This window comes from Bacillus sp. FJAT-29937, assembly GCF_001509555.1.
Classification (GTDB): domain Bacteria; phylum Bacillota; class Bacilli; order Bacillales; family Cytobacillaceae; genus Cytobacillus.
Window position 1 is genome coordinate 72,515 of sequence record NZ_LMAS01000010.1, and the last position, 13,745, is coordinate 86,259.

General features: G+C 39.3%; 13 protein-coding genes. 5 read left to right on the forward strand and 8 right to left on the reverse strand.

The genetic code is table 11. The annotated features are described in order from the left end of the window. Positions 1-26 precede the first annotated feature (26 nt). From AR328_RS18690 to AR328_RS18705, 4 genes are all read right to left on the reverse strand, one after another. Entirely contained in the window at positions 27-461 is a 435-nt protein-coding gene (locus tag AR328_RS18690) for a BrxA/BrxB family bacilliredoxin (protein ID WP_066299714.1), read from the reverse strand. Positions 462-545: 84 nt separating this feature from the next. Further along, the gene (locus AR328_RS18695) at positions 546-1,673 is read right to left on the reverse strand and encodes a conserved virulence factor C family protein (protein ID WP_066299717.1); all 1,128 of its coding nucleotides are present in this window, start codon (positions 1,671-1,673) and stop codon (positions 546-548) included. Between the two features lie 130 nt (positions 1,674-1,803). Further along, positions 1,804-3,681 carry an ABC-F family ATP-binding cassette domain-containing protein gene (locus AR328_RS18700; protein WP_066299882.1) on the reverse strand — a complete coding sequence of 626 codons (1,878 nt, stop codon included), beginning with the start codon at positions 3,679-3,681 and terminating at the stop codon, positions 1,804-1,806. Next, entirely contained in the window at positions 3,678-4,322 is a 645-nt protein-coding gene (locus AR328_RS18705; protein ID WP_197414495.1) for an HD domain-containing protein, read from the reverse strand. The genes AR328_RS18700 and AR328_RS18705 overlap by 4 nt, the downstream gene beginning before the upstream one ends. Before the next feature lie 206 nt (positions 4,323-4,528). Between AR328_RS18705 and cysK the strand changes: the two genes are divergently transcribed. From cysK to AR328_RS18725, 4 genes are all read left to right on the forward strand, one after another. Beyond that, on the forward strand, positions 4,529-5,455 hold the full coding sequence (gene cysK, locus AR328_RS18710; protein ID WP_066299720.1) for a cysteine synthase A: 927 nt from the start codon (positions 4,529-4,531) through the stop codon (positions 5,453-5,455). 282 nt (positions 5,456-5,737) lie between these two features. Beyond that, positions 5,738-6,580: an ABC transporter ATP-binding protein gene (locus tag AR328_RS18715; RefSeq protein ID WP_066299725.1), complete on the forward strand. Its 843-nt coding sequence runs from the start codon at positions 5,738-5,740 to the stop codon at positions 6,578-6,580. Next, entirely contained in the window at positions 6,513-7,265 is a 753-nt protein-coding gene (locus tag AR328_RS18720) for an ABC transporter permease (protein WP_066299732.1), read from the forward strand. The genes AR328_RS18715 and AR328_RS18720 overlap by 68 nt, the downstream gene beginning before the upstream one ends. Positions 7,266-7,295: 30 nt before the next feature. Beyond that, positions 7,296-8,303 (forward strand): aliphatic sulfonate ABC transporter substrate-binding protein, encoded by a 1,008-nt coding sequence (locus AR328_RS18725; RefSeq protein WP_066299735.1) that lies wholly within the window; start codon positions 7,296-7,298, stop codon positions 8,301-8,303. 67 nt (positions 8,304-8,370) lie between these two features. Here the strand turns inward: AR328_RS18725 and AR328_RS18730 are convergent, their stop codons facing one another. From AR328_RS18730 to AR328_RS18745, 4 genes are all read right to left on the reverse strand, one after another. After that, positions 8,371-9,216: a DegV family protein gene (locus tag AR328_RS18730; protein ID WP_066299741.1), complete on the reverse strand. Its 846-nt coding sequence runs from the start codon at positions 9,214-9,216 to the stop codon at positions 8,371-8,373. Positions 9,217-9,312: 96 nt separating this feature from the next. Beyond that, entirely contained in the window at positions 9,313-10,191 is an 879-nt protein-coding gene (locus AR328_RS18735) for an amidohydrolase family protein (protein ID WP_066299748.1), read from the reverse strand. Between the two features lie 212 nt (positions 10,192-10,403). After that, positions 10,404-10,931 (reverse strand): hypothetical protein, encoded by a 528-nt coding sequence (locus AR328_RS18740; protein WP_066299751.1) that lies wholly within the window; start codon positions 10,929-10,931, stop codon positions 10,404-10,406. Between the two features lie 11 nt (positions 10,932-10,942). Further along, on the reverse strand, positions 10,943-12,631 hold the full coding sequence (locus AR328_RS18745; RefSeq protein WP_066299754.1) for a formate--tetrahydrofolate ligase: 1,689 nt from the start codon (positions 12,629-12,631) through the stop codon (positions 10,943-10,945). A gap of 184 nt (positions 12,632-12,815) precedes the next feature. Here AR328_RS18745 and metA point away from each other — a divergent pair, with 184 nt between their 5' ends. Then, positions 12,816-13,724, forward strand: a complete 909-nt coding sequence (metA, locus tag AR328_RS18750; RefSeq protein WP_066299760.1) for a homoserine O-acetyltransferase MetA — start codon at positions 12,816-12,818, stop codon at positions 13,722-13,724. The last annotated feature ends 21 nt before the right edge of the window (positions 13,725-13,745 follow it).

The following is a 13,745-nucleotide window of genomic DNA, read 5'->3' on the forward strand; positions in this document are numbered from 1 at the left end:
CAAAAGACATCCTAATCAATCCGTATTTAACAATTAGCTTCAAATGCAGAAAGTAGATTTTCCATAATTGTTTCCATGGAATGGTCTTCAATATCATGACGATGAATAAAATGAACCACTTCTTTCCCTTTTAATAAAGCCATTGATGGTGAAGATGGCTCTAATCCGTCAAAGTATTCTCTCATTTTCGCAGTCGCATCTTTTTCCTGCCCAGCAAAAACAGTAACCAAATGATCAGGTTTTTTCTCCGTTCTTAGCACAGCTTGAGTTGCTGCTGGACGAGCAAGCCCTGCTGCACATCCGCAAACTGAATTGACAACGACAAGTGTCGTTCCTTCAACGTTTTCCACGAATTGCTCAACCTCTTCAGCTGATAATAATTCCTTGAAACCGGCCTGTACAAGCTCTTGTCTCATTGGTTTAACCATTTGCTTCATATATTCTTCATAAGCCATTGACATCTTAAAAACATCTCCCGTTCATCAATTAATATGGATACGATACTATAATCTATGCTAACTTTCAAAAAGAACGAATATATAATATTAATTCTTTCTTGCTTCCGTCATTTGCTTCCAAACAGATCCTTTTGCTTCTTCTCCTTGCTCGATTCTTTCGATAGCAAGTTTTATTTGCATACTTACCTCAAATTCCGGATCATTTTCAGCAGCTTTAAGGGCAGGGATAGCCATTTCATCTCCTGCCTCATAAAGGAACATCGCTGCACGCCAGCGGACAAGCTTGCTGCTATCTGTTAATGCTTCCATCATTTCTGGCATGGCTTCTTTAAAGCCTAAATCAGAAAGACAGTCGCCAGCTGTTCTTCTGACAGTGACCGTTTTGTCTTTCAAAGCCTTATACAGAAGAGGCAAAACTTGTTCATCTTCAATCATTCCTAAATAAACGGTTGCTAATCTTCTAATAGAAGCCTTTTCATCCTGCAAAGCTTTTTCCAACACTGGCAAATCAGATATTTCAGGATCATCCATTTGTTCAAGCTTCTGGTAACGGATGCGCCAATCTTTGTCATCCAAATCGTTTAGACTCACTTTAATTCGATTGGGTACAAGCTTTTGATTGCTTTTTTCAGGACTTTTAGATTGCTCAACTAATTGATTAAGCCGGCTATCCGGATAGGCTGCCATTAACTCTTCAACAACCTCATTCCCTACTTGATCAAATTCACCATAGCGGACTCCTACTTCAATCCATTTACGAACTAGTACGACATTATCCTCTTTTGACTGCGCTTCGGAAAGTGCATTCATAAACACTTCCGGCAGTCCAAAACGTCGTTCTTCCGAGCCGTCTGTCAGCTTCACTTGCATGGGAATCTCTTTATATTTTTGAACAAATACTTTGATTTCACCAAAATGGTCATTCGTCTTCGGCCGATCTTCATTTTGAGCTTCTGCCGATTCACCGAATGCGACTCTAACTTGAGGAAGAATTTCCTTCCAATCATATTTAGCGTTTCTTTCCACCGCTAAAAAGTCTGCTACATGATATACACCTTTCACTCCATCAATAATAAGTATCTGTTGAATAATCTTTGGTGCACCCTCACTGTTTTCCTTTTTATAATTATTGCTTTTCCCCATTGGCAGCTCTTCATCCAAAATAACCTTCATCGTATTCGGACTTGGAGTGGGTTCTATTGATAATATCTTCACGGCAAAATCACCCTTTACACTATAATCAGCATCTTAACTACACTAATATTAACATAAAGTGGTGATAAAGTAGGCATTTGCAAGCTTGGAACTTAGCTGGAGATGCCTTTATCGTGTTAAAAATAGATGATTATTCTACAAGCTCAGAAAGATATGTCCAGCGCTCAATCAAATGTTCAAGTTTTTCGTTTAATTCTGCTTCCTCATCCATGAGTTTTTGTGCTTTTTCAAAATCGCTGCCCGTGTTTGCCATTTCTTCAGCAATTTGTTCAATCCGGGCTTCAACTTCAGCGATTTTCTCATCAATTCCGTCCCATTCTCTTTGCTCATTATAACTAAGCTTTTTCTTCTTCGGTTTTTCCCTTTCCTTCACTACTTGTGCTGCCGCTTTTACTTGGATATTGGATTTCTCCGCTTCCTTTTCTAGATATTCAGTGTAATTCCCATAGAAGGAACCGATAAACCCATTCCCATTTAAGATGAGCAGCTGATCAGCGACTTTGTCGAGGAAATAACGATCATGGGATACAGTGATGACAACACCTGGAAAATCTTCAAGATAATCCTCTAAAACCGTTAAAGTTTGGGTATCAAGATTATTTGTCGGTTCATCAAGCAGCAGAACATTTGGCTCAGACATTAAAATTTTCAATAAATATAACCGGCGTTTTTCTCCTCCAGAGAGCTTTCTGATTGGTGTCCCATGAGTATAAGAAGGAAATAAAAATCTTTCCAGCATTTGTGCTGCGGAAATCGTCTTCCCATCCGAGGTTTCAACAACTTCTGCCGTTTCCTTTAAATATTCAATCATGCGCTTATTATCATCCATATCTTCGCTTTCCTGTGTATAATAAGCGATTTTCACGGTCTGGCCGATAATGACCTCGCCAGAATCTAAAGGGATTTTTCCAGCAAGAACGTTCATAAGTGTTGATTTTCCAGAGCCATTTTTACCGATAATGCCCATCCGATCTCCTGGCTTCACGAGCAAATCAAAATCATTTAAGATGACTTGATCTCCATATTTCTTTGTGGCAGATTTCAATTCAAAAACCTGCTTTCCGAGCCGGCTGCCGCTTAATGACATGTCGAGTTTTTCGGACGATTTCACAGAAGCAAGCTCGTTATCTAAGCTTTCAAATCTCTGTATTCTCGCTTTTTGCTTCGTTGTGCGCGCTTTTGCTCCCCTTCTAATCCATTCTAATTCTCTTCTATATAGATTTTTTTGCTTTTCAATGGTTGCCGCGTCATTTTCTTCGCGAATCGCTTTCGCTTCTAAGAAGGCCGCATAATTCCCTTTATAGCTATAAAGCTTTCCGCCCTCCAGCTCAAACATTCTGTTCGTTACTCGATCAAGAAAATAACGATCATGGGTAACTAACAAAAGTGCGCCTTGATATCTGCCTAAATATTCTTCAAGCCATTTGACGGAATCATAATCAAGATGGTTTGTAGGCTCATCAAGAATAAGCAAATCTGGAGACTGAATTAAGCTTTGTGCAAGAGAAACCCTTTTCTTTTGTCCGCCAGAAAGCTCTCCAATTTTTTTATTAAAGTCTTCAATTCCAAGCTTCGTTAAAATAGATTTTGCATTTGTGCTTGCATCCCAAGCATTCAATGCATCCATTCTCTTCTGCAGATCAAATAGTTTTTCTTGAAAAACTTGATTTTCAGGGTCAATGTTCATTTGGACTAGGGCCTGCTCATATTCTCTTAGCAAAACAAGAACTGGGGCATCACCGGCAAAGACTTGATCTAAAACAGTCATTTGATGGTCCAAATCAGGCTCTTGTTCAGAATAAGAAATCGTATAGTCCTTTGGCGCCACGATTTCTCCAGAATCAGACAAATCTACTCCTGCAACAATTTTCAATAGGGATGACTTCCCTGTCCCATTTACACCGATTAAGCCTACCCTGTCTTTTTCCGATATGGTAAACGAGATATCGTTAAAAAGCTCTTTCTCCCCATACGTCTTTGTAATATTTTCAACTGAAATCATTTTCATGATTGACCATTCCATTCATTAAAAAATTCTTCTAGATAGTTTTCCATCAATTGATGGCGTTTTTCCGCTAATTCTTTTGCAGTTTCCGTATTCATCAAGCCTTTCAGCTTTAGCAGCTTTTCGTAAAAGTGATGAATGGACGATGACTTCCCTTTGCGATATTCCTCTTCACTCATTGTCTCTCTCACCTGAAAATCAGGGGAATAAATGGGCTGGCCCTTCTTTCCGCCGTACGCACAGGTTCTCGCAATTCCGATCGCACCGATTGCATCTAATCTGTCAGCATCCTGGACAATTTCGGCTTCAATACTCGTTAATTCTGATTTTTTTCCGCCTTTAAAAGAAATGGTTTCAATAATCTCGATAATTTGATCTCGAGCTTTTTGTTCAAGTTCAAGAGTTTCAAGAAATTCGAATAATTTTCTCTCCCCTTCTTCTTTAGAAGCGTTTAGCTTTTCATCAGGAACGTCATGAAGCAAGGCTGCCATTTCAATAATAAATCGGTCACCTTTTTTTTCCTTTTCACATATATTTAAAGCATTTCTGCGAACCCGTTCAATATGATACCAATCATGGCCTGTACAATCTTCTCCAAGAAGTTCTCGTACAAAGCTTTCTGTTTCTTGTATAATTGCTTGCATAATAACGCCACCTTCACTTATCATCAAGAACCATTTTACCATGAAGGAAGAGGATAGTTAAAAAAATTACGCAGCCGTGCATGGCTTCCAAAGAATAAAAATTAACGTTTTGTTTAATCCTTAGTAAAAAGGTATGGTTAATACGATATCAATCTGGTAATATATATAAAAATGATCATGTTCAAAAAATGAATGCAGGTGAGACGATGAAGGTTGTAAATAATATAGCAGAATTAATTGGCGAAACCCCATTAGTTAAGTTAAATAGACTGCCTTCCAAGGATGGAGCAGAGGTTTATGTGAAACTTGAGTACTTTAATCCAAGCCGCAGTGTAAAAGACCGGGCAGCTTACAATATGATTGTCCAAGCGGAAAATGCCGGACTATTAAAAAGCGGTGCAACCATTATTGAGCCGACTTCGGGAAATACAGGGATTGGTCTTGCGATGAATGCCGCAGCTAGGGGTTATCGTGCGATTATTGTTATGCCTGACTCAGCGACAGCAGAAAGAATCAATATATTAAAAGCATACGGAGCTGAAGTGGTGCTAACACCAAGTGATGAAAAAATGCCGGGAGCTATAAATAAAGCTAGAGAAATCGCGGCTTTCACACCAAATAGCTTTGTGCCCATGCAGTTTGAAAATGAAGCAAACCCAAATATTCACCGAAAAACAACAGCCATTGAAATCATTGAGGCTATGGAAGAGAACGGGAAGAAGCTCGCTGCGTTTGTTGGAACTTCGGGAACGGGCGGAACGATTACAGGTACAGGCGAGGAATTAAAAAAATATGATCCTTCTATAACTGTACATGTTGTGGAGCCCGCAGGTTCACCCGTATTATCAGGAGGCAAACCTGGTAAACATAAGCTAGTTGGCACGAGCCCAGGCTTCGTCCCTCCGATTTTAAATACGTCAGTGTACGATGAAATTTTTCAGATTAAAGATGAAGAAGCATATGAAACGGTAAGAAAGCTCGCTGCCCTAGAAGGAATTTTACTCGGCCCATCCGGCGGCGCATCTGTATTTTCAGCCCTTGAGGTTGCAAAAAGATTAACACCGGCCGAAACCGTTGTTTGTATCGCTCCTGATACAGGTGAACGATACTTATCAAGTGATCTTTTTGAATAAATAATCAAATACGCCTTGGCGTATTTGCGCCCAGATTTTTATCGAGCTTGCTCGATAAATTTCCATTAAAAAATCTGAGGCATCCGCCGGAGGCTTTAATTTTATTCAGCCGGAGTATGTACGCTTACTGAATTGGATACTTGTTAATTATCACGCAACTTACCGAAGTGGTAGACTTATGCTGAATAAAATTAAAACGGGATGTTTCATTCATCCCATTTTCTTAACACCCAAATCCGATTAATTTTATACGAATAATTATGATTATGTTGAGGTGAACTCATGTACCTAACAATAGGTAACATTAGTAAAAGTTTTACAAACGAAAAGAATGATAGAGTCAAAGTTTTAGATAATATTTCCTTAAACATTGAAAAAGGCAGTTTTATTTCGGTTGTTGGCCCTTCCGGATGCGGTAAATCGACTTTGCTTTATTTGATTGCAGGGCTGGAAAAAGCAGATGAGGGCGAGATCAAAATGGATGGGAAAAGGGTAATTAAACCTGGTCCAGACAGAGTAGTTGTTTTTCAAGAGGCTGGTTTATTTCCTTGGTTGACCGTGCTCGAAAATGTAACTTACGGCTTGCTGTTGAAAAAAATCCCGAAAAAACAAGCAGAAGCGAAGGCACTTGAAATATTAAAAATGGTTCATTTGAGCCGCTATACGGATTCCTATCCCCATCAGCTTTCCGGCGGGATGAAGCAAAGAGTTGCCATTGCACGCGCATTAGTGATGGAGCCGGATATATTACTTATGGATGAACCTTTCTCCGCCCTTGATGAACAAACGAGAATGGTCCTTCATAAGGAGCTGCTTGACATCTGGCGTAAAACAAAAGTTACGATTCTCTTTATCACACATAATATTCGGGAAGCTGTATTACTATCGGAAAAAGTTATCGTGTTTGCCACCCGACCGGGAAAAATTAAAGAAATCATTACTGTTCAGTCGGCTAAAGATGGAGTTATGCCAGACAGTGTAACATTACACTCCGAACAAAGAATCTTGTCAATTTTAGAAGTGGAAATAGAAAAAGTGCTGAAGGAGGAAATGGGTGATGACTACAGCTTTAAGGCGGACCGGCTTCATCGCGATCATCGCGGCGATTTGGGAAATCACATCTAGATTTTCAGGTCTTCCCTCGTTTATGTTTCCGCCGCTGACGCAAATATTCGAAACAATGTTTAATGGGATCGTAAACGGTCAAATAACGGCAGCCATTGGCGTTAGCTTCAGCAGAATTTTAATTGGCTTCTTGATTGCCATAATTTTAGGCACATTCATGGGTTATTTGATTTGGAAGTATAAATTCGTTGAAGATACACTTGGATTTTTAGTGACGGCGCTTCAGTCGATCCCAAGCATCGTGTGGTTTCCGCTTGCGATTATCTGGTTTGGACTGAATGATTTTGCCATTCTTTTTATCGTCACAATTGGTGCTACGTGGACAATGACAATCAGTGCCACGAGCGGATTTAAAAATGTGCCAAAGCTATATCAGCGTGTGGCTAGGACATTTGGCTCCACTGGCTTTCATTTTATTCGGACAGTCATTATGCCTGCTTCTGTTCCGCAATTACTATCAGGTCTCCGAATTGCATGGGCTTTTTCGTGGAGAGCATTAATGGCTGGTGAATTGCTTGGAGCAGGCGGTGGACTTGGAAAACTATTAGAAACAGGAAGATCACTTGGACAAATGGATCTTGTCATATCTGTCATGATTGTCATCGCCATCATTGGAACGATCATGGATAACATTGTTTTTGTTCGGCTGGAACGATCGGTTCAGACAAAATGGGGAATGAATTAACCACCAAAATGAGAAAAAGGAGTTGGAATCATGTTTAAGAAACTATTAATTGCTGTAAGTGCCATTTTAATTATTGGGATTATGAGTGCGTGCGCACAGAACGGAAAAGAAGCAAATTCAAATTCCGAGGATCAGACTGTCAAAATTGGCTACTTCCCCAATTTGACTCATATTGCTACAATCGTTGCTCTTGAAAATCAATACTTTAAAGATGAATTTGGAGAGAATGTCAAAATTGAAACAAAGACAGTAAGCAACGGCGGCTTGTTTATGGAAGCGATGACGACAAAAGCGATCGATGTAGGAACGGTTGGCCCTGGTCCACTGCTTAACTTTTATGTAAAAAATCCTAAATTCCATATTGTATCTGGTGCTGTAAATGGCGGAGCAGTACTTGTAGCCAATGATGGGAGCGATGTCGAGCAGCTTTCAGACCTTGATGGAAAAAGAGTAGCTATTCCGGTCATTGGAAGCACACAGGACGTTATGTTAAGAAAGGCACTGAAGGATGTTAACCTGAATACAACAACTAACGGCGGAACAGTTGAACTCCTTGCAGCTGCTCCGGCAGATACAGCTACACTCTTCGTCCAAAATTCAGTTGATGCGGCAGCAACTCAAGAGCCATGGGGTTATTTTCTAGAAACGCAGGCAAATGGAAAGCTATTGCTTGACTGGGACCAGTTTGCTTGGGGCAAAGAATCAACAAATACAGTAGTCGCAGCAACTGACGAATTCTTAGAAAATAAAGAGCTTGTTCAAGCTTATTTAACTGCTCATAAAAAAGCGGTAGCCTTTATTCAAGAAAACCCAGAAAAATCTAAAGAACTAGTTATCAAGCATATTAAAGATTTAACAGGAAAAGAAATAAATAAAGAAGAAACAGATGCCGCTTTTAATAGACTGCAAGTAACGACAGATGTGAATGAACAAGTAATTCAAGAAATGGCCGATATAAGTAAAGAAGCTGGCTATATACCGAGTAACAATATCGATGGACTGATCAATCTAAAGCATCTTCAAGATTTAGGAAATTAAATGGTAATAAAAAAGCTGTCCGTTAAGAAACCTACTTCTTCTTGGACAGCTTTTTTAGTAATAAGTTCTAGTCTAATCCATTAAACCAGCTAATACCAAGCGTATTCTCCCCCGCATGTACACCAATGGCTGCACCTAGTGGATACGGCTCAAATTCAATTTCTGGAAACTCCACAATTAGCTCATCCTTCCACTTTAACGCTTCTGATTCATGTAATCCGTAAAGCAGGTAAGCTTCTTTTATTGGTTTTTGCTGATGGGCTTTCCTAAGCAGTTGAATCATTTTATCCTTCGCTTTTTTGTCACTTCTAACCTTTTCATTTGTACTTAATGCCCCATCAATAATGGCAATGATTGGAATAATATTCAGCATACTTCCGAGAAAAAATTGCACTCCGGACATTCTGCCGCTTCGATGAAGCTGTTCGAGACTGCCGATTCGTACATAAGTCTCATTCGTTTCACGTAACTTCTCCAAGCTTGATTTGATTTCTGCTGGTTCCATTCCCGATTCAGATAATTCAATCCCCTTTTTGACAATTCGGGTAAGAGGATAAGTTAAGACTTTCGAATCAATCGTTATTACGTTTGCATCCACAAGCTGTGCAGCCTGCTCACTTGAAGAAGCGGTCCCGCTTAATTTGCCAGAAATATGAACAGAGAAAATAACATCATACTTTTCACCAAGCTTTTCATATAAATCTTTAAATGCGCCAATGGAAGGCTGCGATGTTTTCGGCGGATTTTTTAATGTTTTTAAACGCTCATACAACTGTGCAGGCTCTAAATCCACCTCCAAAAATTCTTCCTCATCCAGCAAAATTGTAACCGGTATCGTATAAACATCTGGAGATTTCAGCAGTTCCTCTTCTAAATAAGCAGTACTGTCTGTAACCCATGCTATTTTAGTCAATATTTTTCCCCCTTATTGATTTTTATGTAAAAAGGTTGAAAGGGCTGGACTCATTCATCAGCGTCCCTTTCAACAAAACCTTTGTTTTCAGTTAAATTAGACTTTCTGAGCTAAGCTTGTTTGCAGCAAAAACGGTTTAATTTTTGGGAAAACCTTTAAAGCTGTATTATAAAAAACATCTTCATGATGCTCTTCCGGGATTAGTTTTTTGATAAATTCAATATATGGACCAACGGGAACGAGCGGCCAATCTGTGCCAAACAGCAATTTATGATAGGAATCAGAAAAGACGAGCGCATGTCTTAAATGATCTAAAAACCTGCCTTCACTTTTGCTTATAAGCTCCTTTTCTGTTCCAACAAGTAAACCAGATAAATCGGCATAAACATTTGGATTTTTATAAATGATCTCCGCTCCAGTTAATGTCCAAGGGTCGCCAAAGTGAGCCATCATAAACGTCACATTTCGATGCTTTACAGCAACTTCATCAATCGTTAAAGGATGGGAATATTTTAACAGCGCCCTTTCCGAATATGTGTCGCCGGTATGAAAAACAATTGGCAGGCTATATTTTTCCGCCAAAAGGTAAACAGGTTCATACACTTCATCATACGCATAAAAAGGATAATAGCCTAAATAAATTTTCATCCCAACCACATTTGGCTTCTGAATCTCTGACTCAAGCCTAATTAAGGCCTGTTCATTCAAATCATATGGGTTAATTCCAGGACAATAGACGATTTGTTCAGGAAGAGTCTTAGCTAGATCAAGTCCCATTGGCGTCTGTGCGTGATAATCAGGAAAACCCATTTCAGGCGTTTCGGTTACCCCCATAGCAATGCTAAGAACGACATTGGCCTTTTTATATTCTTCTATATAGCCATTATATGAGTAATCAACAAAAGATAGCTCTTTTGCTGTTTGGTGAAAGGATAAAATATCTGAAAAATGAATATGTGCATCAATAATTTTCATATTAACTCCCTCTTAGCAACTCAAAAAAAAGTTTGCTAGATTTCTTAATCAAGGAAACTAAAGCTTAACCTTATAAATTTGCCTTCTGCAAATAGTTTACTTGAAATGCTTCTTTATTCATATACCCTTCTGAAATTTTCTCTAGGTACTTTTTACTAACCTAATTAAATTTCCGCAAAAAAGCTCTGCCTAAGTATGGGCAGAGCTCAAGGTTATTTTATTATAGTATTCAATCGATCAAGACTTTCGATCATATAATCCGTCATTGTGACTAAATCATCCATTTGATCCTCAGTGACTAGCCTGTTAAAGTTAATGATCGTTTCATTCTTGATCCAATCATCATTTACGAAAGGGTCACAAATGATAGATTGCTTTATTGTTCTTTCATGTCCCCAAATTTCTTTAAGCCCGGCTTCAATCTGTTGAAAAATCTTAAGATCATTCGGATGCATCGTTAGGAATTTTATAAAAACGTGACAGCCGGACAATCGATCGGATTGAGCTGCTGGCAAAAGCTCAGCAGCCAAGTTTTCTAGCCCAGCTTCCATGATAATGGAGCAATGAATATGCTCCACATCATGTTGAATAGAAAAGGTAACTTCATACCGCCGGGAAAGCTTTGCGGTATTGATGAAGTCATTTCGATCGATAATGATAATGTCCCCGACTAAATCACGATCATAAAGTGCTCCCTCAATGACAACCTTCATATTTTCAAACGCTGTCGGATCAAACATGTAATTATCTATTAGAATAGTCCAATTGCATTGCCATTCTCATCTACGTCCATTTTTAGAGCTGCTGGCAATTTAGGCAATCCTGGCATTGTCATCACATCTCCGGTAAGTGCGACAATGAATCCGGCACCAACAGATGGCTTAAGCTCTCTAATCGTAATGGAGAAGCCAGTTGGGCGGCCAAGCTTAGCAGGATCATCTGAAAGAGAATACTGTGTTTTGGCCATACAGATTGGCAAGCTGCCCCATCCAAAGCTTTCGAAGTCTTGAAGCTGCTTCTTCGCTTTTGATGAAAATTCAACTTTTTCAGCACCGTAAACCTTTTGTGCAATGGTCAGAATTTTATTTTCTAGAGTGTCTGAAAGATCATATAATGGCTCGAAGTTGTTTTCTTGTTTTTCAATAACTTCAAGAAGCTTGTTGGCAAGATCTACGCCGCCTTCGCCGCCTTTTTCCCAAACTTCTGTTAATGAAACAGGAATACTGGACAGACTGCAAAGATCCATTAACGCCTTTACTTCATCCTCAGTATCTGTAATAAATTTATTAACCGCTACAACAAATGGCAACCCAAAGCCTTCAATAGTTTCGATATGCTTCTTTAGATTCGCAAAGCCTTTTGTAAGGGCTTGTACATTTTCATTTCCCAGCTCAGTTTTTGGAACGCCTCCATGCATTTTTAATGCACGAATTGTCGCTACAATAACAACTGCCTCCGGCTTGATGCCAGCACTTCTAGATTTAATGTGAAGGAATTTCTCAGCACCCAAATCAGCGCCAAATCCACCCTCTGTAACGACATAATCACCAAGTTTAGAAGCAGCAGTTGTTGCGATGACACTATTACAGCCATGAGCAATATTAGCAAATGGGCCGCCATGAATAAAGGCAGGTGTATGCTCAATCGTTTGTACCAGGTTTGGTTTAACTGCTTCTTTTAGAAGCATAGTTAACGCACCTTGAACGCCAAGATCTGCAACCGTTACAGGCTGTTTATCATAGTTGTATGCAAAGACCATCCGGCCAAGTCTTTCCTTCAGATTTTTCAAATCAGTAGATAGGCAAAGTACAGCCATGATTTCTGATGCCACAGTAATATCAAAGCCATCTTCACGAGGCACACCTTGAACAGGACCGCCTAATCCGATTACCACTTTTCTCAAGGCCCGGTCATTCATATCAAGCGTCCGCTTCCAAACAATTCTTCGTGGGTCAATGCCAAGCTGATTTCCCTGCTGTAGATGATTATCAATGAATGCTGCAAGAGCATTATTAGCAGTCGTAATGGCATGAAGATCACCAGTGAAATGAAGGTTAATATCTTCCATCGGCAGAACTTGAGAATAACCTCCTCCTGTCGCACCGCCCTTTACACCCATCGTTGGCCCAAGTGAAGGCTCTCGCATTGCAATGATTGCCTTTTTGCCAATTTTAGTAAAAGCATCTCCAAGGCCAACAGTTACAGTCGATTTCCCTTCGCCGGCAGGGGTAGGATTTATAGAAGTAACAAGAATGATTTTTCCACTTTGATTTGTTTCAAGCTTTTTTAATGCGGCTGTTGATAATTTAGCTTTATATTTTCCAAAAAGCTCCAGATCATCTTCTTGAAGACCGATTTTTGCCGCAATTTCCGTTATTGGATTCATTGGTGATTGTTGAGCGATTTCAATGTCTGACTTTACAACTGGTTTAACATTCATTTTTTATCCCCCTAAGCATCACAATTATGTAAACGTTTACTACCTTAACATTGTACCATTTATTTTATTTTTAGTAGAGTATTGAATAAAAAGTTTTTATTTTCAAGCTTTTTAACCATTGCTACAGACGTTTTTCATCTTTATAATAGATTTTAATTGAATTTTCTAACAGGGGGATGATGATTTGCCTATTAAGATTCCAAAGCTTTTGCCGGCAAGAGAAATTTTAGAAGAAGAAAATATATTCGTTATGGATGATGATCGTGCTCTTATGCAGGACATTCGACCTTTAAATATACTTATTTTAAATTTAATGCCAGAGAAGGAAAAAACAGAAGCCCAGCTATTAAGGCTTTTAGGAAATACACCGCTGCAAGTCAATATTTCTTTTCTGAGGACAGCTACACATGAATCTAAGAACACAAGCCCATTGCACCTCGAGCAGTTTTATACTACCTTTTCGGACATTAAGCACCGAAAATTTGATGGCATGATCATTACAGGTGCTCCAATTGAATTGCTCCCATTTGAAAAAGTGGATTATTGGGAGGAGCTTTCTGAAATTATGGATTGGACGAATAGCAATGTAACTTCTACCTTACATATATGCTGGGGAGCCCAAGCTGCATTATTCCACCATTTCGGCATAAAGAAATATGAGCTATCAGGAAAATGCTCTGGTGTATACACTCATCAAGTCCATGATCGTTCAGAAAAGTTGCTCAGAGGATTTGACGATGCCTTTCTAGCTCCACATTCTAGATATACTGATATATTCATAGAAGAGCTGGAAAACCATCCAACATTAAAATTGCTTTCTACATCTGAAGAAGCGGGACCATTTATTTTGAGTGCGAATAATGGGAAACAAATAATGATTACAGGCCATTTAGAGTATGAAGCAGATACATTAGCTGAAGAGTACAGAAGAGATGTACAAAAGGGATTGGATATTCATGTTCCTGAACATTATTTTCCAAACGATGACCCTTCCAAACAGCCGTTAAATAGATGGCGCTCTCATGCCCATTTATTATTTTCAAACTGGCTGAATTACTATGTATACCAAGAAACTCCATATGAGTGGGATTAGAACAGAAAGCGGGAGCTCCCC